This window comes from Hyphococcus luteus (assembly GCF_002943565.1).
GTDB classification, from domain to species: Bacteria; Pseudomonadota; Alphaproteobacteria; order Caulobacterales; family Parvularculaceae; genus Hyphococcus; species Hyphococcus luteus.
This window is the reverse complement of sequence record NZ_PJCH01000005.1, coordinates 770481-792433: the sequence shown is the minus strand read 5'-3', so window position 1 is coordinate 792433 and position 21953 is coordinate 770481. Positions and strand designations below refer to the sequence as shown.

Sequence of the window (21953 nt, the reverse complement as noted above, 5' to 3'; positions counted from 1 at the left end):
TAGCGTTTAGTGGGGAGAGACATGTGTAACAAGTCTTTCTGCGGAGTCGGGGTTTGTTGAAACGGGGTTCAGGGCTAGTCGGCGGTTTCGCCGCATTTGTCTTGCTTTTATCAGGCGGCTGCGCCGTCAATCCGCTCACTTCACAATCTGATGCGCGGCGTGAAGTCGTCGCCGAGCGCGAGGTGCTCGCCGACGCCGTCAAAGCGGTGGAGACCGCGCCATGGCCGCGCGTTGAAGAAGTCTCTTTCATTTCCCGCATAACGGGCGCCGCGTCCGACGATCGGATGACCCGCAGCAAGGCTGTGGACGTTTATCTCGAGGCCCTGCAGCCTGAAGGCGCGCGCTTTTTCATGCTGGCGGGCGACGCCAACGCCAATCTCGCCGCCGCCGACCGGCTGCTCGCGGCGGCGGACGGGGCGCTCGCCGCGCCGCGGCTCACCATGAACGACGTCGTCATGCTCGAAACCGCGATCCAGGCGCTGAGGGAAAACCGGCAGATTTACGTGAACGCCGCCAAACAACTCGAAAAAGACGGAGAGCCGGTGGATGAAACCCGGCTCAACGCCATCCGCGACTCCTATGCGTCCGCAATCCGCGAACTGGGCCGCTCCGCCGACGCCCTCGCCGACAAGATCGAACAGGACAGCACGGAGAATTACGCCGCGCCGGAACCGCTTCACCGCAGGAACTTCTCGGGCGTTTGATTTTTCCGAAATGGGGAATACGAAAAAAAGCGATTGAACAGAGTCTATCGCTTTTTTCGTACTCAGGCAGCCTGCGTTTTATTCCGCCGCGGCGACGCCGCCGGATTCGCCAAGCGCGGCGACTTCTTCGACATAGCCCTGGCGCTTGCGCTTGTTCATTTCGTCGAATTCTTCGGCGCGCTCATTGTCGTGCTGCATGAGCTCGCCGTAATCCACATCGGCAAAGCCGATGACGCCCATCTCCGTATAGGCTTTCTGAATCTTGTCTGACCACAGGCCGATGTCGCGCACGATCGGCACGATGCGCGAGAACAGCATGGTGCGGAACATCTGCTGATAGCCCGACGCCATTTGCGCTTCGACGATTTCGTCGACGGGCAGGTCGAGCGCTTCGTAAAGCTCGCGCGCCTCGAACCGGTCGCGCATGTGATAGCAGGCCTCGACGAGGAATTCCTCGCGCTCATCGCGTTCTTTTTGCGTCAGCTGCGGATAATATTCCTTCAGCGTCAGCCGGCCGAAGGCGACGTGACGCGATTCATCCTGCATCACATAGGCGTTGACCTGCTGCGCCAGCGGATTGCCGGCGGTCTCGCGGATATTGTTGAAGGCGGCGAGCGCCAGCCCCTCGATCACCACCTGCATGGCGAGATACGTCATGTCCCAGCGCGAATCCCGCAAGGCCTGATCCACCAGCGTCTGCAACGGGCCTGTCATGGGATAGGCGACGCCGAAAGCCTGCAGGAGTTTTTTATACGCTTCCACATGGCGCGCTTCGTCCATCACCTGGGTCGAGGCGTAGAACTTGGCGTCGAGATCGGGCACCTGCTGCACGATCTTCGCGGCGCAGATCAGCGCCGCCTGCTCGCCCTGCATGAATTGCGACGTGGTCCAAGCCTGCTGATGGCGGCGAAGCTCGGCCTTTTCCTTGCGGCTCATCTTCTCCCACAACGGCAGATGCGCGATGCCGCCCATCTCGTCTTTGATCTGCATGGGGTTTTCTTCATCGAGGTCCAAAGACCAGTCGATGCGCTCGAGCGCATCCCACTGCATGTCCTTGCCCTTTTGATAAAGGTGCATCATCTGCTTGCGGCCGTCGTCATATTCCCAGTCGAAGGACGCTTCGAAATTCTGGGGCACGGTCCAGCAAGGATCGATATCGGGGATCGGGTAAAGCTCGCGCAAAGAAGCCATGCGTTTCCTCCAAAGGGCTCGCGGCGGCTGACATTCTTGCTCTTATAGGCGCAGCCGCGGACAGCCGGTTTGCCTGACTTGACGTCTTGGCTGGTACACTGACCAGTTTACCCACTGGCGTCAAGCTTTTTCGCTGCAATTTAGCAGATTCGGCTAACGCCGCCGGAGCTCAGTCTTTCTTCTTTTCCAAGGGCACGCCGTAAAGCTCCAGCCGGTGGTCGACGAGCTTATAGCCGTGCTGTTCGGCGATCTTTCTTTGCAGCGCCTCGATCTCGTCATTGACGAATTCGATCACCTCGCCGGAGCGCAGATCGATGAGATGGTCGTGGTGGCTTTCCGTCGCCTCTTCATAGCGGGCCCGCCCGTCCTGGAAGTCATGGCGCTCGACGACGCCTGCCTCTTCGAAAAGACGCATGGTGCGGTAAACCGTGGCGATCGAGATATTGGCGTCGATCTCGGTGGCGCGCCGGTGGATCTCCTCCACATCGGGATGGTCGTGCGCCGAGGACAGAACGCGGGCGATCACCCGGCGCTGCTCGGTCATGCGCATGCCTTTTTCGGTGCAAAGTTTTTCGAGCCGGTCCATGTCGTCTTCCCCGGTGAAAGCGGTCCTATGCGCTCTATGCGCCAAAGCCCTTTATCAACGCGCCGGCCCCGCCATGCAACTCGAAAGCGAAGACTGATGGGCCTACAAGTCCCGCGCCAGAACGTCCGCATCGGCGCCGTCGGCATAGTAGGCTTTCCTGACGCCAACCTGAGAAAAACCGGCGCGCGCGTAAAGAGCGCGAGCGGCGGCGTTGTCCGCGCCGACCTCAAGGAAAAAGCGATTGGCGCCGACGCCGTGCGCCGCATCGAGGACGGCGGCGAGGAGCGCCGCGCCGAGGCCCTTGCGCCGCGCCGCGGCGGCGACGCCGATGGTCAAAAGCTCCGCCTCGTCCCCGAGATCGCGCCAGACGGCGAAGCCTTGCGGTTTCGATTTGCTTTCGCCACCGAAAAGAACTGTCACGCGGGACGCGACAAAGCTCTCCTTCACATTGTCCGCGCCCCAGCTCCTCCCGCCAAAGGCGAGCGCTTCAAGCTCGGCCAGCGCATCGGCGTCTTCTTTGATGGCCGTCCAGATGCGCCAGCCGGTCATGCGCCGGATGCCCCTTTGAAGAGGCCCGGCCGGCCGGGCTTGGCGTCGGGCGCGCGCAGGTAAAGCGGCGCCGGCGGGCCTTCCGGCGCCGGCGCGGCGGCGGCGAGACGCGCGACCGCCTTGGCGTCGATGTCTTCCGCCCCGGAAACGGCCCAGCCCGGGGGCATAGGCTCGATCAGCGCGGCGCCGGAGCCGGCCAGCGCCAGCGGCGCGCCGACGGCCTTTTCCTTCAATCTTTTCAACGCTTCTTCCGGATCCGTAACGAATGGCGGCATGAGAACCTCGCCGTCTTCCCCGTAAAGCCCGGCGTAAACCTGTCCCCGCCTTGCGTCGATCACCGGCGCGACCAGCGGCGCGCCTACAGGAGCAGCCAGGGCCGCAAGGCTGGTCACCCCGACGACGGCGACGCCGGTCCCGACGCCGAGCCCGCGGGCGAAGGAGAGCGCCACGCGCACGCCGGTGAAACCGCCGGGGCCGATGACGACCCCGACCCGGTCGAGATCGCGCACGGCGACGCCGGCCTTGGCGAGCGCCGCCGCCGCCATGGGGGCCAGATATTCCGCATGGCCGCGTTCGAGCCCGACGGATTCATCCGCGAGCACCTGATCGCCCCTTAGAATAGCGACCGAGCAGCGCTTCAACGCCGTATCGAGACCCATCACCAGCATGGCCGCTTACCTACTCGACGCCGGCGCCGGCGCAAAACCGAAAAAACCTTCCCACGGAGGTCCTCATGACCAAGCCCGAGACCCGCATCGCGGCCGATCCGAAAAATTACCAGTTCGACCTTCCTTTCAGACCTGAGCCGGCGCCCCTTGCGGAAACCATCCATAAGCGCGCCTGGGCGGTTGCGGGCACCGTCGCTTCTTTGCGCGGGGGACCGCCGGAAGAGACGGTCCGTCTTATCGTCATTCATGCGACGGCGGGCTCGACCACTGACGGCGCTGTCTCGGTCATGGCGGCCGGACGCGCCAGCTTTCACTGGGTGGTGCCGGGCAAGGATGAACCGGCGCACGGACGCCATGTCTGGGCGACCTGCCCCGAAAGGCTCGCCGCCTGGCATGTGCGCCGGTCCTGCGCGCATCCGGATATCTGCGACGGCGCGAACAATCTGAACCGCGCGTCGCTGGGGATCGAAGTCGTCAACCGGCAGGACGGCGAAGACCCGTTTTCGGACTGGCAGATCGAGGCCGCCGCCGCGATCGTGCGTTACGCCTGGGCGAAATACCCGAACCTCGCTCATGTCACGAGCCACGCCCGGCTCGATCCCGGGCGGCGCACCGACCCCGGCGTAAATTTTCCGTGGACGGAATTTATGGAAAGAGTGCGCGGGCGTTAGCCTTGCGGCGTGTCAGGTCTTAGACAACCTGGCACGCGTCGTTGAATTCAAGCCGCGGCGCGCGCGGGAAAAGATTCTCGTCCGTGCCATAGCCGATATTGCAGAGGAAATTCGACTTGATCGTGGTTCCCGCAAAGAACGCCTTGTCGACGCCGTTCTTGTCGAAACCGGACATCGGCCCGCAATCAAGGCCGAGGGAACGCGCGGCGATCATGAAATAGGCGCCCTGCAGCGTGCCGTTGCGGAAGGCGGTCTCTTCGATCAGCGCGTCATTGCCTTCGAACCAGCTTTTCGCGTCCGTATGCGGAAAAAGCTCGGGCAGCTTTTCATAGAACTTCATGTCGTGCCCGATGATGACGCAGCAGGGCGCGGCCATGGTCTTGGCCTGATTGCCCTCCATCAGATGCGGCTTCAGCCGCGCCTTCGCCTCGTCCGAGGTCACGAAAACGAAGCGCGCCGGCGAGCAGTTCGCCGAGGTCGGGCCCATCTTGGTGAGATCGTAGACGGCCTGCAGCAGGGTCGTGGTGACCTTGCGCTCCTCCCAGCCATTGCGGGTGCGCGCCTCGCGGAAGATGAGGTCGAGGGCTTCGTCATTGATCATTTTGTCGGACATTTCGGTCTCCTGGGGCCTGCTCAGCCGGGCGATTTACTTCCCGGTCTTCTAGCTATTTTTCATAGCGAAAGCCAAGCTCCAGCGAGACCTGATAATAGGCGACCTTGTCGTCGTCGATGAGGCCGCGGACCTCCTTCACCTCGAACCAGTCGAGATTTTTGAGCGTCGACGCGGCGGTCGAAATCGCATTCTGGATCGCGTCTTCGACCGAATTTTTCGACGTGCCGACGACTTTCGAAACGGCGTAGACATTATCCGACATGGAAAATCTCCCTTGTTTCAAACCACGCGCTTGAAAACGCGCCTCTCTCAGAACACGCCGCGCCCCTCGCGGTTCGCGCGCGCCTGGCTCAGGGCCTCGCGTCGCGGCGGCCGATTTCGGCGAAGGCGGCCATGCGCTTTTTCCAGCCTTCCTCGCCTGTCGCCTCAACGAGGCCGAACAGGGTTTCCCGGATCGGCTTGATCCCGCAAAGGCGCAGGAGGTTGCGCTCGAGGCTTTTCAGGCTGTGGGCGCTGAAAAACCAGCGATAGGCGAGCGCCGGCATGCCCATGGTGATGGCGATGCGCGCCGACTTGTTTTTGAAACCGGGCTTGGGAAAGCCTTGCGGCTCGGACCCGAGCGCAACGCCCGGCCGGAAGGTTTGCTCCAGAAAGGCTTTGAGGAGCGCCGGCATGGTTCCCATCCAGAGCGGATAAATGAACAGAAAATGATCCGCCCGGCGCAGATCTTCGATGGCGGGGCGCAAACTTTCGGGCGCGTCGCCACGCCAGTCGGCCTCGCTGCGCAAAAACGGAAAATCGAGCGCGGCGACCTCGACGGTTTTCACGTCCGCGCCGCCTTCGCGCGCGCCGCGCGCATAAGCGTCGGCCAGCGCATGGCAGAGATGGCCCTTGGCGGGATCTGGATGGCCCTGAACGATCAGGATGTTTTTCGCCATCTCCCCCGCCGGCGCGTTACGCCGCCTCCACCCTGACGACTTCCGGCACGTAATGTTTCAGCATGTTTTCGATGCCGCTTTTCAAGGTCATGGTCGAGGACGGGCAGCCCGAACACGCGCCCTGCATCGACAGGAAGACGACGCCGGTGCGCGGCTCGAAATGCTTGAAGACGATGTCGCCGCCGTCGGCCGCCACGGCGGGCCGAACGCGGGTTTCGATCAGCTCGACGATCTGTTCGACAACCTCGCGGTCTTCGCCTTCATACTCTTCGAGCGGCGTCGCCGGCGCATCGGAGGGCGCGGCGCCTTCCGCAATCACCGGCAGGCCCGCGGTCATGAAATCCGCAATGGCGCCGAGAAGGGCCGGCTTGATATGCAGCCATTCGACGGCCTCGGTTTTCGTCACCGTGATGAAATCGGCGCCGAGATAAACGCCCATGACGCCGTCGGTCTCGAACAGGAGTTGCGCCAGCGGCGAAGCCGCCGCGCTTTCGGCGGTGGGAAAATCGACGCCCGTCGCGCCCTCGCCCAGCACCGGCTGGCCGGGCAGGAACTTCATGGATTGCGGGTTCGGGGTGTCTTCGGTCTGAATAAACATGGGATTTTCCGCGGGTTTTCTTGAGGCTTTACCTAAGCGCTCGCCGGGCCGCCCGCAACTCTCGCGCGCCTAATCGTGACCCATATGCTCCCGGGAAATGAGGAGGACGCTGGCGAAAACCACGCCGAAACCGAGCAGATGGACCCAGCGGAACGCCTCGCCGAGAAGGACATAGGACAAAACCAGCGCCGACACCGGCATCAGCCCCATGAAGACGGCGGCTGTCGAGCCCTGGGTTCTCGAAAGCCCCGAATACCAGAGGGCCGTGCCAAGCGCGAGCGTGCCCGCCCCGTACCAGGCGACCGCCGCCCATTCGCCGGCGCTGACGGCAAGCGCATCGAAGCCTGACCATTGAAACGCGGCGGCGACGGCGAAGAGCGGAATGGACGCCGCCGAGGCGACGAAGGCGACCAGCACCGGCGAAATGTCGGCGCTGACTTTGCGTCCCAGCAGCGTATAGGCCGCTTCACAGCAGACCGCTGCGAAGATCATCGCGATGCCGAGGAGCGCATTTGCGCCGCCGTCTTCCTCGCCAGCGGCGCCGGAGACATGGAGAATGAGCACGCCGCCCACGGCGAGCGCCAACGCAATCAGTTTTCGTCGGCTGGCCCGCTCGCCGAAAAAGACAATGGCCGCCGCCGCCGTCACCGCCGGGGTCATGGCCATCACCACCGCCCCGCCGACGCCGGAAATCATCCGCATGCCGTAAAGCATGAAGGCTGAAAAGCCGACCATGCCGAAAAGCGCGATCGCCGCCATCGCGGCGATGTCGCCGCGCGAGACGGTTTTGAGCTCACCCAGCCGGGGCAGCGCGAAAGGCGCGAGCGCCAGGGCGCCGAGCCCGACGCGCAAGAGCGAGCCGATAAAGACCGGCATGGCGCCGGTGACGATTTTGGAGACCGGCGTCGCCGAGCCGAACAGGATCATGCCCGCCGCCAGCAAGACAAAAGCGCCGAGGGCGGGCCGGGAGGGGACGTCAGTGCGGTTCACGTCTTGAAAACGCCATGTCGCTAAGATCGTTCCGCTTTCGTGGCCCATGAAGCATTGCAGGGGCCGGGCGAGCCGCGTATGCCACAATCTAACCCCCGCCACGAGATCCCAAATGGACGAAAACACCAAGAAATTCACCGACGAGGAAGCCCTCGCCTTTCACAGCCGCGGCAAGCCCGGCAAGATCGAGATCACGCCGACCAAGCCCATGGCGACGCAGCGGGACCTCTCGCTCGCCTACTCGCCCGGCGTCGCCGCGCCGGTGCAGGCGATCGCCGACGATCCGGACAAGGCGTACGACTACACGGCGAAAGGCAACATGGTCGCCGTCATTTCCAACGGCACGGCGATCCTCGGCATGGGCGATCTCGGGGCGCTCGCCGCAAAGCCGGTGATGGAAGGCAAGGCCGTCCTCTTCAAGCGTTTCGCGGACATCGATTCCGTCGACCTCGAAGTCGACACGAAGGACCCGGAAGCCTTCATCAACGCGGTCAAATATCTCGGCCCCGCCTTCGGCGGCATCAATCTCGAAGACATCGCGGCGCCCGACAGCTTCATCATCGAACAGCGCCTCAAGGAGGAGATGGACATCCCGGTCTTCCATGACGACCAGCATGGAACGGCGATCATCGCCGCGGCGGGCCTCCTCAACGCGCTCGACGTCACCGGCAAGTCGATCAAGGACATCAAGGTCGCCGTCTCCGGCGCCGGCTCTTCGGCGCTTTCCGTGATCGGCCTCATCAAGGCCATGGGCCTTCCGGCGGAAAACGCGTTCGTCTGCGACTCCAAAGGCATCCTCACCAAGAGCCGCCAGCTCGACCAGTGGCGCTCGGCGCACACCGTCGAAACAGACAAGAAAAGCCTCGCCGACGCCATGGACGGCGCCGATGTTGTGATCGGGCTTTCGGTCGCCGGCGCCATCTCCCAGGACATGATCAGGTCCATGGCGAAAAATCCGATCATCTTCGTCATGGCCAATCCGAATCCGGAAATCACGCCGGAAGACATCCAAGCCGTGCGCGACGACGCGATCATCGCCACCGGCCGGTCCGATTATCCGAACCAGGTGAACAACGTTCTCGGCTTTCCCTACATCTTCCGCGGCGCCCTCGACGCGCGCGCGCGCACCATCAATGACGAGATGAAAATCGCCTGCGCCGAGGCGCTGGCGCGGCTCGCACGCGAAGACGTGCCCGACGAGGTCGCCGCCGCTTACGGCAAGCGCCTGAAATACGGGCCGGGCTATATCATCCCGACACCGTTCGACCCGCGCCTGATCTCCGAAATCCCGCCGGCGGTGGCGAAGGCGGCCGCCGATTCCGGCGTCGCCCGCCGGCCGGTCGACAATCTCTTCACCTACAAACAAAACCTCGCCGCGCGTCTCAACCCCGCGGCGTCCTTCCTGCAGCGCATCCAAGCGACCCTGCGCGGGTCCGAAACGCCGAAGCGCGTCGTTTTCGCGGAAGGCGAGGAAGAAGCGGTGATCCGCGCCGCCTATGGTTTCCAGCAGGAAAATCTCGGACGCGCGATCCTCATCGGCCGCGAGGAATATATCCGTCAGGGCCTGAAAGACGCAGGCCTTCCCGAAGACGCCGATTTCGAGATCCACCATTCGCGCACCGCGAAAAACAGCGATCTCTATGTCGAGTATCTCTACAAGCGCCTGCAGCGCAAAGGCTATCTCCACCGCGACGCGGTGCGGCTTGTGAACACCGACCGCAATGTCTACGGCGCCTGCATGCTCGCCCATGGCCATGCGGACGGCATGGTGACCGGCGTGACGCGCCATTACGACGTGGCGCTGGACAATGTCCGGCTCGCCCTCGATCCGCGGCCCGGCGAGCGCATGATCGGCGTTTCCATCATTCTCACCAAGAACCGCACGCTGTTCGTCGCCGACACCAACGTCACCGAACTGCCCGGACCGGAAGATCTCGCGGAAATCGCCATGCAGGTGGCTCATGCGGCGCGCCATATGGGCTTTCCGCCGAAAGTCGCGTTCGTTTCCTATTCGAATTTCGGCAATCCGGACACGGCGCATTCGCGGCGCGTCGCCGGCGCCGTCGAGATTCTCGACAAGCGCACGGATATCGATTTCGAATATGAGGGCGAGATGACCCCGCGCATGGCGCTGAATGAGGAATTGCGCACGCTTTATCCTTTCTCGCGTCTGAAAGGCGAAGCCAATGTGCTGATCACCCCGGGCGTTCACTCCGCCGCGATCTCGACCAAGCTTTTGGGCGAGGTTGGCGGCGCGCTCGTCCTCGGGCCCGTCCTGATCGGTCTCGACCGGCCGGTTCAGATCGCCCAGGTCGGTGCCGCCGTGGGCGACATCGTCACGCTCGCGGCCATGGCCGCGTACGAGCTCGATTCCGAACACCGCAGCTGGGCGGAAAAAACGGCTTAATGGCCGGTCTGCTTACGGAAGCGCTTCGACTGGTTCGTCACCATCTTTTCCGCCCATGACCGCGGCAGGGTGCGCGCGAGCCAGGCCGTGAACTTGTTCCAGGCGCCGGGGACATAGACCGCCCGCCCCTTTTCCACCGCATCGATCGCGCCTTCGACGACCGGTTCGGCTTCCATGAACATGTGTTTGGGAAGCTGCGAGACGAGGCCGCGCGTCTTGTTGACGTCGTGAAACTCCGAATAAGTGAAACCCGGACAAACCGCCGAAGAGTTCACCCCGGTCCCGTCGCATTCGGCGGCGATCGATTGCGCGAAACTGATCAGAAAAGCTTTCGACGGCCCGTAAAGCGTATGGCCCGCCGAGCCCGGCACGAGCCCCGCCAGCGAGGCGACCTGAATGATGCGCCCGTAATCGCGCGCCAGCATGCCCGGCAGGAAGAGCCGCGTCATATGCGCGTAGGAAACCAGCATCAGCTCCAGATAGGCGCGATGCGCCGCCCAGTCGTTTTCGGTGTAAACGCCGGGCAACCCGAATCCGGCATTGTTGACGAGGATGTCGACGACGATCCCGTCCGCCGAAAGCGCGTCGTAAATGCGCTGCGGCGCGTCCGGCTCGGCGAGATCGGCGGCGACGATCCTGGTTTTGACGCCGTGCCTTTCCTCAAGCTCGGCGGCGAGATCGCGCATACGCTCTTCCCGGCGCGCGACCAGAACGATATTCGCTCCCTTTGCGGCGTAGCTTCGCGCGAACGTCGCGCCGATGCCCGCCGAGGCGCCGGTGACGAGCGCCCATTTGTTTTTATATGTCATGAGGCGGAATTTACGGCGATCCGGCCCGCCCCGTCTATGGAGAGCGCCATTGGTTAATGGCGGGCGGCCCTAGCATGAGGATTGCAAGACCGGACACGCCATGGACACCATAGAGTTCATCCTGATCCTCGCCGTCTTCGCCGTCGTTCTTCACTGGTATCTGAAGAACGCCCGCGCGAAGTCCGACGGGCTTTTGGGCCTTTTGGCCTTAAAGGACGATCCGGAAATCGACGCGCGCCCGCGCCGCAAAGCCTACCGCCTCAAACCCCGCGCCCGGACCAGGGCCGCGGACTTGCGCGACAGCCGGACGGAAGACGCCGCGCCCAAAACCTATCGCACGCTGGATGAAGGCGAGCGCATGCGCCGGCGCTATCGCCGCCAGGACGAGGCCCGTTACCGGGTGAAAGACAAAGCCGCGCGCTATAAGCCGGGGGACTGAAACCGGCCAATCAGCCGGTGAAGGCCTTCGCCAGCTCCGGCAGGCCCACCGCCATCACCACGCTGATGACGAGACCTAAAAACGCTTTGCCGGCGTCTGTCGCCACAATGCGGAACGTCCCCGCCGGAGAGCGGATTTGATCGAGCGTCGCAATGGCGAATTCGCGGCCCGCAATAAGCCCCAGAAACACCCAGGTCGTCGACATGGGGATGTTGTTGAGCTCTTTGAAATAGAACAGCAGCGTCGCGAAGATGAAGTCGATGATCGTCGCCGAGCGGATGTCGGTGACGGCGGTCTTCGATTTCAGGATGCGCTGCACCGGGCCGCCGCCGTTCCAGAACGTATAGCCGAGCAGCACGACGATGCCCGCAACTGCGATACCCGCTTCCGTCGGATTGAGCGCCGGCGCGCCCGCCGCGTCCACGCCGCGGGGCAGGAAGATGAAGATGTTGGCGAGGTCCTGCATCAGCCAGACCGACCAGAGATAGCCGGTGGTGATCCACTGGCCGAGCACCCAGATCGGCGCATGCTGCTGCGAGGCCGTTTTTAAAAACCATCGCTCGATAGTGGGCGCCAAAGCCGCATAGATGACCCCGCCCGACACGAAGGCGACGGCGTAGCCGATCAGCGACTTCACCAGCATGCTGTAAAGCCCGCCCATGGTGGCGAAAATGGCCAGCACCATGAAGGTGGTGGAGACCGGAATGCCGAGCCGCGTCAGGACAAGCAGCATCAAGGGCGGCAGGACGTGATACCAATGCGGCTCGAAAATCGGATATTTGGCCGTGTTGTCGAGACGGCCGAAAGACGGATCGCCGCCATTCGCCATATAGCCGAAGGCGAAAACCACGACGAGCACCGTCGCCGCGTAAAGAAACAGCGCCCACCATGGCAGGCGGCGGTTGGAATTAATGAACGTGCCTAGCGTTTGCAGCGCGTCATTGCCCACAACCGCATAGGCCGCAAACGCAAAACCGATGGCGGCCCACAACCCGATATCGATGTCCATGCCTGTTCCTTCGTCTGACCGGCCCTTCCGGGCTCCGGTCAAGGCTTCGCCGGCGCACAGGGCGCGCCGGCCCGATTTGCGGCGCACCCTCTATTTTTTATGTTTCACTATTGTGACAACGGGACGTTTTTTTGCGACAAGGCCGCCAGCGCACGACGATTTGAAAGGAAAACCCCGCGATGGGCGCAGACGCCGCATCTTCCTCTAAGGCCAATCACACGCCCGAAGGCCACCCGGCGATCCCGGCGGCGAAAACCGGCGTTTTGCTCGTCAATCTCGGCACGCCGGACACGCCCGAAGCGGGGGCGGTGCGGCGCTATTTGCGGGAGTTTTTGAGCGACGAACGGATTGTCGACCTCCCCCGCGCCATCTGGCTGCCGGTCCTTTACGGGATCATCCTCAATGTCCGGCCCGCCGCGACGGCGCGCAACTACGCCAAGATCTGGCGCCAGGAAAGCAATGAAAGCCCTTTGCGCTATTACACGCGGGAACAAGCCGAAAAACTCGCCGCAAGCTTTGAAGGGGTCAACGTCGACTGGGCCATGCGTTACGGCAATCCTTCCATCGCCTCGCGCCTCGACGCCATGAAGGCGGATGGGTGCGAGCGCATTCTCGTCATTCCGCTTTATCCGCAATATTCCGCGACCACGACGGCGAGCGTCGCCGACGCGGTTTTCGACGCCGTGAAAAAAATGCGCTGGCAGCCGGCGATCCGCATGGCCCCCGCCTTTCACGACCATCCCGCCTATGTCGAGGCCCTCGCCGCCGTGACGCGACGGCATCTCGAGACGCTGGATTTTGCGCCGGAGCGGGTGATCCTTTCCTATCACGGCCTGCCGCAGCGTTATTTCGACCTCGGCGATCCTTATCATTGCCATTGCGCCAAGACCTCGCGCCTGTTGCGCGGGAAAATGGGGTGGACGGAAGAATTCGCGCCCCTGGCGTTTCAGTCGAAATTTGGGCGTGAAAAATGGCTGGAGCCCGCAACAGACGAGACGATCAAAGAGCTTGGCCGGCAAGGCGTCAAAAAGCTCGCCGTGATTATGCCGGGCTTCATGGCCGACTGCATCGAGACGCTGGAAGAAATCGACATTGCGGGCCGCGAGACCTTCATGGAGGCGGGCGGCGAGGCCTTCACCGCGATCCCTTGCCTCAATGCAACGCCGGAAGCGATTTCCATGCTGGAAATGATCGCCCGGCGCGAAACTGCGGGATGGGTTTAGGCGACAGACCCTGCATGTTCAGAATCACGCCTTGCTGAAACAGCGCTCTTTAACCTCCCCCACCAGTGGCTTGCATGTGGTCTTAACTGGCGTAAAGGCAAAGGCCGTCCAAAGCGGTTTTTCTTGAGTATGCGCTCGCTCAGCCAATCAATTTCAAAGCCTGCCCATTCTCCTGCTATGCCCCAGAGATTAAAGCCAACTGCAGGCTCAAGCTCATTCCAAAAAATCTGTTCGATTTCGTCAAGCGAGTATTTTGAGTTTGCACATATATTGACAATACGCGGGAATAAAATTTCCGGATCGGTATCCATCCAAAAATATTGGAGATAATCCCAAACTGGTTGTCTGTCTTTTAAGTCCTCTCCCGGCGGCAGCATGACAACCCCTGAAACTCATTGCCTATTCGAATTATTTTTCACCGCTTCCACAAACCCGTCCACCTCTTCCTCGCTCGTGCGGAACGAGCAGATAAGCCGGTGCGCGCGGCCATTCGCCGGATCGCCGGGCGTCACCCAGGGATAGAAAAGATAGCCCGCCTCGTTGAGCTTCGGCGCGGCGCCCTCGGGCAGGACCACGAAAAGTTCGTTAATGCCGACGGGATAGAGGAATTCGGCGCCCGCCTCTTTCAGCCCCGCCGCCAGACGTTGCGCCATCTTGTTGGCGTGCGCCGCGAGCTTCAGCCACAGCCCGTCTTCGAGATAGGCGTCGAACTGCGCCGAGATGAAGCGCATTTTCGACCATAAATGCCCGGCGCGCTTGCGCATGAATTCAAAATCTTTCGCCTTGTCAGGGTTGAAAAAAACGACCGCCTCCGCCGCGATGCAGCCGTTCTTGGTGCCGCCGAAACAAAGGACGTCGACGCCGGCCTTCCAGGTGAGGTCCGCCGGGCTCTTACCTGAGGCAGCAACGGCGTTGGCGAAACGCGCGCCGTCCATATGCACCGAAAGCCCCGCCTCATGCGCCGCGGCGCAGACAGCCGATAATTCGTCAACGGAATAACATGTGCCGCATTCAGTCCCTTGAGTGATGGACAGCGCGCTGATGGGGGCGCCATGGGGCGGGCGATAGGGAAAGCCTTTGATGGTCTCCCTAACCGCATCCGCCGTCAGTTTGCCGTCAGCGCCCACAATGGGGAGAAGCTTGGCGCCGCCGGTGAAAAATTCCGGCCCGGCGCATTCGTCCATCTGCACATGGCTTTCTTCGTGGCAGAGCACCATGCCGTAAGGCGGCGTCATCACCGAAAGCGCGAGGCCGTTCGCAGCCCCGCCCGTCGCGACGAAATAGACCTTGCAGTCTTTTTCGAAAATCTCGGCGAAGCGCGTCTCGACCTTTTTAGTCAGCGCGTCGCCGCCATAACCGGGCGCGGCGCCGTGATTGGCGCGCGCGATCGCCTCGAGAATTTCCGGGGCCGCGCCCGCCCAGTTGTCGGATGCAAAACTCATGAGGCTCACTCTTCCGCGGGGGCGACGACTTCGTCAAGCAAGTCGACAAAAGACATGAAGTCGCGCGCGAGGCTTGTCGCTCCGGCGCCCACGAGCCGCTCGCCATGACCGTCAAAGCAGTGCCCGCCGCCGAGAAAACCCCAGACCGTCATGCCTGCCGCGCGCCCGGCCTTCACCCCGTTCTCGCTGTCTTCCAGAACAAGGCAGCGCGCCGGATCGGCGCCGATTTTCTCCGCTGCGTAAAGGAAAATATCCGGCGCCGGCTTGCCATGCGTGATGAGATCGGCGGAATAGACATGGGGGCCAGCGAGATCGTAAAGCCCCGTGCGCTCAAGCTTCGATTGCAGGAAATGCGCCCGAGAAGACGAGGCGACGCCGATGGTCCCCACGCGTTCGCGGGCCGCCGCAAGCCCCATGGCCGCGCCCTTGATTGACGCCAGCAAATGGCTCTCGCGCCGGCGCCCTTCGAGGATCTGTTCCTCAAAACCGTCCGGCGCATCGCGTCCATGCGCGCGCTGAAAATCCTCCCGCAGCGCCGCAAAAAACGCGCCGTCGTGAAGGCCGACGAATTTCCGGACATATTCTTCCGGCGAATAGGAAAGACCGAGGGGCTCAAGCGCCGCGCGCTCCCCGCGAATGGACAACACCTCGCTGTCCACGAGCACCCCGTCGCAATCGAAAATCACCGCTTCGAACGCCATACGCTTTAAACCTTTCGCGGGCGGGGCCGCAGCCGGCCTCGCCCGCCGCAAGAAATAACATGCTTAACGCACGCCCCGCGCTTATGGCGCCGCTTGAAATCAAACGCCATCCCATCCGATACTGGCGGCGTTAGGGGTCGAGGAAGAGGTCACAATGAAAAGGGCGAAGTTTCTGTTTGCCGCGGCGGCGATGGCGCTGATGAGCGCGGCGGCCCCCATGGCGGCGGCGCACGGGTCCGGCAAGGAGCGGGAGTACGGTCGCCGGGACCACGGGCCGGCGCAAAATATCGAGCGCGACGCCCATGAACAGGCGCGCGCGAAATGGCGGCGTTATTTCGGCCGGCGCCCGGCCTTTCATCAGGGCCGCGAAGTCAGAAGCTTCGACGGAAGTGGCAACAACAGACAAGATCCGGAAGCGGGCGCCACTTTTCACCAGCTGACGCGCATGGCGCCCAATGATTACGCCGACGGCATTTCGGCCATGGCGGGACCGCTTCGCAAAAGCCCGCGTGAAATCTCGAACATCGTCGTCGATCAGGCCGGCCAGTCTTATCCGAACCCGTTCGGCACGAGCGACTTCCTCTGGCAATGGGGCCAGTTCATCGACCATGATTTCGCGCTCGGCGACGGCGTCAGGTCCGACGACCGCTCCCACGACATCCCCGTGCCCATGGGCGATCCGTGGTTCGACCCGGGCTGGGAAGGCGACAAATGGATTCATTTCGACCGCGCCATCTATGACGAAGAGACCGGCACGGATCTTTCCAATCCGCGCCAGCAGATGAACGAGATCACGTCATGGCTCGACGGCTCCAATGTCTATGGCTCGAGCGACGAACGGGCCCACGCCCTGCGCGCCAATGACGGGACGGGACGCCTGAAGACCAGCGACGGCGATCTCCTGCCGTTCAATACCGATCTTCTTCCCAACGCCAATGAAGGCCCCATCGACCCGGCGACCCTGTTTCTCGCCGGCGACGTGCGCTCGAACGAGCAGGTGGGGCTTACCTCCATGCACACGCTGTTCATGCGCGAGCATAATCGGTGGGCGGATTATATCAGAAAGACGCGGCCCTGGTTTTCCGGCGACGATGTTTATTACGCCGCCCGACGCATGGTGAACGCGGAAATCCAGATCATCACCTATGAGCAGTTTTTGCCTGCGCTTATCGGCCGTCGCGCCCTGCCCCGTTATCGCGGCTATGAGCCGGGCGATCCCGGGCTTTTCACCGAGTTTTCCGGCGCCGCCTGGCGGCTCGGCCATACGCTGATCAATGCGCGGCTGATGCGTGTCGACGCGCGCGGCCGCGAAATTCCCGAAGGCCATCTCCAGCTTCGCGACGCCTTCTTCAACGCGTCCTTGATCCTCACGGAACGCGGCGACATCGAGCCGATCCTGCGCGGCCTCGCCTCGCAGAAGAGCCAGACCTACGACAACATGATTGTCGACGATTTGCGCAACTTCCTGTTCGGCCCGCCGGGCGCCGGCGGTTTCGACCTCGCCGCGCTCAACATCCAGCGCGGGCGCGATCGCGGCCTGCCCTCGCTCAACGAGGTGCGCGAAGAGATGGGGCTGAAACGCCATGAAGATTTCAGCGACATTACGCGCAACCCTGAACTGCAGCAAAAACTGCGCGAGGCTTATGGAACAGTGGACGACATCGATTTGTGGGTCGGCGGCATTTCCGAAGATGCGCTTTTCTGGCGGGGCTCGCAGCTCGGCGAAACTTTCCGCGCCATTGTGGTGAAACAGTTTGCGGCCCTGCGCGATCATGACCGTTTCTGGTGGGAGCGCGACCTGACGCGCACGGAGCAGGCGATGGTGCGCCATGTGCGTCTCGGCGACATCATCGCAGCGAACACAGGCATCCGCCGGCGCGAACTCCCGCACAACGTGTTCTATGTTGAAACGCGCAAGCCCCATCGCTGGAGCGGGGGCGGGGGCTGGCATTGGGGCTGGGACTGGCGCTGACGGCGCGCGCCAATATTGAATTCTCGTAAGTTTCGGCTCTTTTGACGTCTTCGCGTGTTCGCCCTTTCGAACAACGAAAGGAGACCGGACATGCGTAAAGGAACCCTGATCGCTCTCGGCGCCGCGGGCGTCTTAACCGCCACCGCCGTCGGCGCTGTCGTTGCAACGAATTTGGACGAGGAAGAAGATTTGCAGCTCGCTTCAGAAGACAGCGCGGCTGTCGTGGACAGCGTCCAAAAAGACTGCCGCGCGAGCGCAACCGCAGAGACCGGCTTCGATCCCGCGACCACCCCTGTGCCGGTACGCGAAGACGCCGGCAACAAGCAGGTGCTGAAAGGAACGGCCGCAGGCGCGGCTGTCGGCGCCGTCGCCGGCGAAGTGATCGGCGACAAGGCCGGCTATGGCGCGGCCGCAGGCGCCGCGGCGGGCGCAGCCGGCGGTCAGGCGGTGAAGGCCGATAAACAACAAAAAGCCGATGAACGCTACGCGCAGGCAAAAGCGCAATATGAGCAGCAAAAGGCCGCTTATGACGCAGCCTTGAACGCCTGCCTCAACGATTGACGTTTATGCGCGCCATTACGGAAAAGGGCCCGCTGAAGCGGGCTCTTTTTCATTTCGCCATATGCTTCGTTTTCGCGCGCGCCAGCTCCGCCCGCATGAAAAGCGCGGCGTCATCGTCTTCATAGACTTTCGCCCAGCCGGGCGTCGCCATGAGATGCCCGAGCAGGGCCGACCTGGTCGACGCGAGAAAGCCGTCGATCCCGTAGGTTTCAGTCAAAGCCTTCCATTCGGCCGCACGCTGCTCATCCGTCTCGCCGCGGCCGTCCATGAAGCCGAGCACGATGGCGTCTTCGAGCACTTTTCTCGGATAGGCGGTGTCGGCGCGCCCGTCGACGAAAACAGGCCGCACATCGCGGCAGCAATAAAGAATATAGCCGCCGAAGCCGTAATTAGCGAAAAGCCGCGCCTCGGGGAAATGCCCGTCCGCGTAAGCAAGGGCGCTTTCCGGCGCATGGGAAGCGGGCGTCTCCACAAAGGCCTCGCCGCCTGCAAGGGCCTTTTGCACGGGCGGCGCAAAAGCCGCCGCGACGAAGATGACGGAGGCGCAAGCCAGAACGCCCCGCACAGCCGCTTTCGAAAGATCGGCGGCGTAGTCGCGGTCGCGCGCCTCGATGGCGCCGCCAACCGGCGACTGGCCGAGGCGCAGCGCGAGGGCCTGCGCAAGATAAGGCGCGCTCATGAGCGCCGCGATCTGCATCATGCGGGCGCTCATCAGTCCCGCGGCGAGCCAGAAACAGGCGAGCAGTTTATCCGCAAGCGGAATGCTTTTTTCGAACAAAGCCGACACGCCCGCGAAGACAATGACAAGCAGCCAGACCGGACTGCCCGCCGTCAGTTCCGTCGGGCGCCATTCTAAAAGCACGTCTTTGAGGGCGCTGTTCATGGTGAGGCTCGCGGCTTCGAGAATATGCCAGCCATAGGGATTGAGGAGCAGCGCCAGCAGGCACGCCGCGCCCGCCGCGACAAGATAGAGGGCGCGCTTGCGCTCGCCGCCGACGAGCGCTTCCAGAAAAAACATGCCGAGCATCACGAACCCGGCGAGAAAACCGCCATGCACATTGGCCCACAGCGCCGTCAGAACGGGCAGCGCCAAAAGCATGCGCGCGCCGCCAAAGCGCAGGACCCAGTAAAAGCCGAGGATCAGGAGAAACGTAAACAACTGCGGGCGCGCCAGCATGCCGGGCAGGAGCACGAACCCGGCGAGCGCAGTTACGGCGAGCGAGGCGATGAGGCTCCCCGAACTTTTTTGCGCGATCCAGCAAACGAACGCCACAGCGAGGGCGTAAAACAGCGCGGCGGCGACAACCACCGCATCGAGCCCGCCAAACCCGTGCACCAGGCTGAGAACGACGTCGAAGAGCCAGGAGAGATTGTACCAGGGCGCGTCACCCGCCGTGTAGGACCAGGGATCGCTCGCCGGCAGACCATGCGCGCGGATATAATCCCCCGCGGCAATATGCCAGCCGGTGTCCGGGTCCATCAGGGCGCCCTGGCGCAGGCCGACGCCGAGACAGAAAAAAGCGATGAAAACGATATAAGGCATCGCTTTCATCCTGCCGCCGCAGCTGAAAAATTAGGTTAACGCCCGTTTCGCCGCGGCCTTGAAAGAGCGCCAATAAAAAAGGCCGCGCAAACAAGCGCGGCCTTTTTTATGTTTGTTTGCGTCGGCCTTAGCCGGCAAGCGCCGCCAGGAGCAGCAGCGCCACGATATTGGTGATCTTGATCATCGGGTTCACCGCCGGGCCCGCCGTATCCTTGTACGGATCGCCCACCGTGTCGCCGGTGACAGCGGCTTTGTGGGCCTCCGAGCCCTTGCCGCCGTGATTGCCGTCTTCGATGTATTTCTTGGCGTTGTCCCAGGCGCCGCCGCCGGCCGTCATGGAAATGGCGACGAAGAGGCCGGTGACGATGACGCCGATCAGCATCGCGCCCACCGCAGACAGGGCCGCAGCCTTGCCCGCAACGCCGTAGACGACGAAGTAAAGAACCAGCGGCGAAAAGATCGGCAGCATGGACGGCACCACCATCTCTTTGATCGCCGCGCCGGTGAGCATGTTCACTGCACGGGCGTAGTCGGGCTTTTCCGTGCCTTGCATGATGCCCGGCTTTTCTTTGAACTGGCGGCGCACTTCCTCGACGATGGCGCCCGCCGCGCGACCCACGGCCTGCATGGCGATGCCGCCGAAGAGATACGGCAGAAGGCCGCCGATGAGGAGGCCGGCGATCACATAAGGATCGGACAGCGAGAAGGTGACGTTGACGCCTTCGAAGAACGGATACTCCGCCGCATGCGACGAGAAATGTTCGATGTCCTTCGTATAGGCCGAGAACAGGACAAGCGCGCCGAGGCCCGCCGAGCCGATGGCGTAGCCCTTGGTGACGGCCTTGGTGGTGTTGCCCACAGCATCAAGCGCGTCGGTGGTGTCGCGGACCGATCCTTCAAGGCCCGACATTTCCGCGATGCCGCCGGCATTGTCCGTAACCGGACCGAATGCGTCGAGGGCGACGATCATGCCGGCGAGCGCCAGCATGGTGGTGACCGCCGTCGCAATGCCGAAGAGGCCTGCGAGATTATAGGCGGTGATGATGCCGACGACGATGACGAGGGCCGGCAGCGCCGTCGCTTCCATGGAAACCGCAAGGCCCTGGATGACGTTGGTGCCGTGGCCGGACTCCGACGATTTCGCCACCGATTTCACCGGACGATAGGCGGTGCCGGTGTAGTATTCAGTGATCCAGACGATGAGGCCGGTGACCGCAAGCCCGAGAACGCCGCAGAAATAAAGCGACAGTCCGGTAAAGGGCTTGCCCGCTTCGGTATTGCCGATGGGCTCGGAGAAACCGAACATCTGGAAGGTCACAATGCCTACCGCGATGAGCGACAAGACGCCGGTGACGACGAGGCCTTTATAGAGCGCGCCCATGATGTTGGTGGAGCCTTTGCCGAGCGTCACGAAGAACGTGCCGGCGATCGAGGTGACGATGCACACCGCGCCGATGGCGAGCGGATAGAACATGAATTCCGCCGCATTCGCCGTGAACAGGATCGAACCGAGAACCATGGTCGCCGCAACGGTGACCACATACGTCTCAAAAAGGTCTGCGGCCATGCCGGCGCAGTCGCCGACATTGTCGCCGACATTGTCCGCGATGGTCGCCGGGTTTCTCGGATCGTCTTCGGGAATGCCGGCTTCGACCTTGCCCACCATGTCGCCGCCGACATCGGCGCCCTTGGTGAAGATGCCGCCGCCGAGACGCGCGAAGACGGAGATCAGCGAGGCGCCGAGCGACAGGGCGATGAGGCCGTTCACGACAGACCGGCTTTCCGGCGCATGGCCCATGGGGCCCGTCAGGATCATGTAGTAGGACGCAAGGCCCAGAAGCGCGAGGCCGGCGACCAGCATGCCGGTGATGGCGCCTGACTTGAACGCAACGGAAAGCCCCTTGGCGAGGCTTTCGCTGGCGGCCTGCGTGGTGCGCACATTGGCCCGCACCGAAACGAGCATGCCGATAAAACCGGCGGCGCCCGACAGGATCGCGCCGATGGCGAAACCGAACGCCGGAATGAAGTCGAATTTAAACGCAACGAGCAGCACGATAAACACGACCGCGCCGGCGATGGCGATGGTCGTGTATTGTTTGTTGAGATAGGCTTGCGCGCCCTCCTGAATGGCGGCGGCGATCTCCCTCATACGGTCGCTGCCCGTAGGCATCGACATCACCTGATTGATGGTGAAGGCGCCATAGGCGATGGCGAGCAAGCCGGCCCCTATGACCAACCATAGCGCTAAGCTCATGATGTACCTTTCTTCGGATTTTTATCGTTGATGGATGGATGTCCGCCGGTATGGCCGCAGCAACGGAATCGAACTCCCCGCGCGC

General features: G+C 62.7%; 23 protein-coding genes. 7 read left to right on the top strand and 16 right to left on the bottom strand.

The window, feature by feature from the left end:
- Nucleotides 1-53 precede the first annotated feature (53 nt).
- Nucleotides 54-704, top strand: a complete 651-nt coding sequence (locus CW354_RS08750; RefSeq protein ID WP_104829622.1) for a hypothetical protein — start codon at nt 54-56, stop codon at nt 702-704.
- A 78-nt stretch (nt 705-782) separates the two neighbouring features.
- On the opposite strand, the gene CW354_RS08745 is transcribed toward CW354_RS08750, so the two are convergent.
- From CW354_RS08745 to tsaB, 4 genes are all read right to left on the bottom strand, one after another.
- Nucleotides 783-1895: a ferritin-like domain-containing protein gene (locus CW354_RS08745; RefSeq protein WP_104829621.1), complete on the bottom strand. Its 1113-nt coding sequence runs from the start codon at nt 1893-1895 to the stop codon at nt 783-785.
- A gap of 169 nt (nt 1896-2064) precedes the next feature.
- Nucleotides 2065-2481, bottom strand: coding sequence for a Fur family transcriptional regulator (locus CW354_RS08740; protein ID WP_104829620.1), 417 nt, complete (start codon nt 2479-2481; stop codon nt 2065-2067).
- A 102-nt stretch (nt 2482-2583) separates the two neighbouring features.
- Nucleotides 2584-3030, bottom strand: a complete 447-nt coding sequence (gene rimI, locus CW354_RS08735; RefSeq protein WP_104829619.1) for a ribosomal protein S18-alanine N-acetyltransferase — start codon at nt 3028-3030, stop codon at nt 2584-2586.
- Nucleotides 3027-3698: a tRNA (adenosine(37)-N6)-threonylcarbamoyltransferase complex dimerization subunit type 1 TsaB gene (gene tsaB, locus CW354_RS08730; RefSeq protein WP_104829618.1), complete on the bottom strand. Its 672-nt coding sequence runs from the start codon at nt 3696-3698 to the stop codon at nt 3027-3029. Before tsaB ends, rimI begins: the two co-directional genes overlap by 4 nt.
- 65 nt (nt 3699-3763) lie before the next feature.
- Between tsaB and CW354_RS08725 the strand changes: the two genes are divergently transcribed.
- Entirely contained in the window at nt 3764-4369 is a 606-nt protein-coding gene (locus tag CW354_RS08725; RefSeq protein ID WP_104829617.1) for an N-acetylmuramoyl-L-alanine amidase, read from the top strand.
- A gap of 19 nt (nt 4370-4388) precedes the next feature.
- Here the strand turns inward: CW354_RS08725 and CW354_RS08720 are convergent, their stop codons facing one another.
- From CW354_RS08720 to CW354_RS08700, 5 genes are all read right to left on the bottom strand, one after another.
- A complete protein-coding gene (locus tag CW354_RS08720; protein ID WP_104829616.1) occupies nt 4389-4982 on the bottom strand; it encodes a malonic semialdehyde reductase in 594 nt (197 codons plus the stop codon).
- Between the two features lie 52 nt (nt 4983-5034).
- Nucleotides 5035-5244 carry a dodecin gene (locus tag CW354_RS08715; RefSeq protein WP_104829615.1) on the bottom strand — a complete coding sequence of 70 codons (210 nt, stop codon included), beginning with the start codon at nt 5242-5244 and terminating at the stop codon, nt 5035-5037.
- Nucleotides 5245-5332: 88 nt separating this feature from the next.
- Nucleotides 5333-5920 carry an NAD(P)H-dependent oxidoreductase gene (locus tag CW354_RS08710; RefSeq protein WP_104829614.1) on the bottom strand — a complete coding sequence of 196 codons (588 nt, stop codon included), beginning with the start codon at nt 5918-5920 and terminating at the stop codon, nt 5333-5335.
- Between the two features lie 16 nt (nt 5921-5936).
- Nucleotides 5937-6518, bottom strand: coding sequence for a NifU family protein (locus CW354_RS08705; protein WP_104829613.1), 582 nt, complete (start codon nt 6516-6518; stop codon nt 5937-5939).
- A gap of 69 nt (nt 6519-6587) precedes the next feature.
- The gene (locus CW354_RS08700; protein WP_165793605.1) at nt 6588-7508 is read right to left on the bottom strand and encodes a DMT family transporter; all 921 of its coding nucleotides are present in this window, start codon (nt 7506-7508) and stop codon (nt 6588-6590) included.
- Between the two features lie 112 nt (nt 7509-7620).
- Between CW354_RS08700 and CW354_RS23925 the strand changes: the two genes are divergently transcribed.
- Entirely contained in the window at nt 7621-9915 is a 2295-nt protein-coding gene (locus CW354_RS23925; protein ID WP_104829611.1) for an NADP-dependent malic enzyme, read from the top strand.
- Here the strand turns inward: CW354_RS23925 and CW354_RS08690 are convergent.
- Nucleotides 9912-10724, bottom strand: coding sequence for an SDR family NAD(P)-dependent oxidoreductase (locus CW354_RS08690; protein WP_104829610.1), 813 nt, complete (start codon nt 10722-10724; stop codon nt 9912-9914). The two genes, CW354_RS23925 and CW354_RS08690, sit on opposite strands and share 4 nt — an antisense overlap.
- Before the next feature lie 100 nt (nt 10725-10824).
- Between CW354_RS08690 and CW354_RS08685 the strand changes: the two genes are divergently transcribed.
- A complete protein-coding gene (locus CW354_RS08685; RefSeq protein ID WP_104829609.1) occupies nt 10825-11163 on the top strand; it encodes a hypothetical protein in 339 nt (112 codons plus the stop codon).
- 10 nt (nt 11164-11173) lie between these two features.
- Here the strand turns inward: CW354_RS08685 and CW354_RS08680 are convergent, their stop codons facing one another.
- A complete protein-coding gene (locus CW354_RS08680; protein ID WP_423793527.1) occupies nt 11174-12166 on the bottom strand; it encodes a hypothetical protein in 993 nt (330 codons plus the stop codon).
- A gap of 185 nt (nt 12167-12351) precedes the next feature.
- Between CW354_RS08680 and hemH the strand changes: the two genes are divergently transcribed.
- Nucleotides 12352-13395 (top strand): ferrochelatase, encoded by a 1044-nt coding sequence (hemH, locus tag CW354_RS08675; protein WP_104829608.1) that lies wholly within the window; start codon nt 12352-12354, stop codon nt 13393-13395.
- Here hemH and CW354_RS23050 read toward each other — a convergent pair.
- Genes CW354_RS23050 through CW354_RS08665 form a run of 3 tightly spaced genes read right to left on the bottom strand, consistent with a single transcriptional unit; the run spans nt 13392 to nt 15538 of the window.
- Nucleotides 13392-13772, bottom strand: a complete 381-nt coding sequence (locus CW354_RS23050; RefSeq protein ID WP_133162246.1) for a DUF7079 family protein — start codon at nt 13770-13772, stop codon at nt 13392-13394. The two genes, hemH and CW354_RS23050, sit on opposite strands and share 4 nt — an antisense overlap.
- A 15-nt stretch (nt 13773-13787) precedes the next feature.
- Nucleotides 13788-14837: a threonine aldolase family protein gene (locus CW354_RS08670; protein ID WP_104829607.1), complete on the bottom strand. Its 1050-nt coding sequence runs from the start codon at nt 14835-14837 to the stop codon at nt 13788-13790.
- 5 nt (nt 14838-14842) lie between these two features.
- Nucleotides 14843-15538, bottom strand: a complete 696-nt coding sequence (locus CW354_RS08665; protein ID WP_104829606.1) for an HAD family hydrolase — start codon at nt 15536-15538, stop codon at nt 14843-14845.
- Between the two features lie 154 nt (nt 15539-15692).
- On the opposite strand from CW354_RS08665, the gene CW354_RS08660 reads away from it, so the two are divergent.
- Both CW354_RS08660 and CW354_RS08655 read left to right on the top strand, forming a co-directional pair.
- The gene (locus tag CW354_RS08660) at nt 15693-17510 is read left to right on the top strand and encodes a peroxidase family protein (protein ID WP_104829605.1); all 1818 of its coding nucleotides are present in this window, start codon (nt 15693-15695) and stop codon (nt 17508-17510) included.
- A gap of 90 nt (nt 17511-17600) precedes the next feature.
- The gene (locus CW354_RS08655) at nt 17601-18071 is read left to right on the top strand and encodes a YMGG-like glycine zipper-containing protein (RefSeq protein WP_104829604.1); all 471 of its coding nucleotides are present in this window, start codon (nt 17601-17603) and stop codon (nt 18069-18071) included.
- A gap of 49 nt (nt 18072-18120) precedes the next feature.
- Here CW354_RS08655 and CW354_RS08650 read toward each other — a convergent pair whose 3' ends face one another.
- On the bottom strand, nt 18121-19614 hold the full coding sequence (locus CW354_RS08650) for a Re/Si-specific NAD(P)(+) transhydrogenase subunit beta (protein ID WP_104829603.1): 1494 nt from the start codon (nt 19612-19614) through the stop codon (nt 18121-18123).
- 127 nt (nt 19615-19741) lie between these two features.
- Nucleotides 19742-21868 carry a sodium-translocating pyrophosphatase gene (locus CW354_RS08645; protein WP_104829602.1) on the bottom strand — a complete coding sequence of 709 codons (2127 nt, stop codon included), beginning with the start codon at nt 21866-21868 and terminating at the stop codon, nt 19742-19744.
- Between the last annotated feature and the right edge of the window lie 85 nt (nt 21869-21953).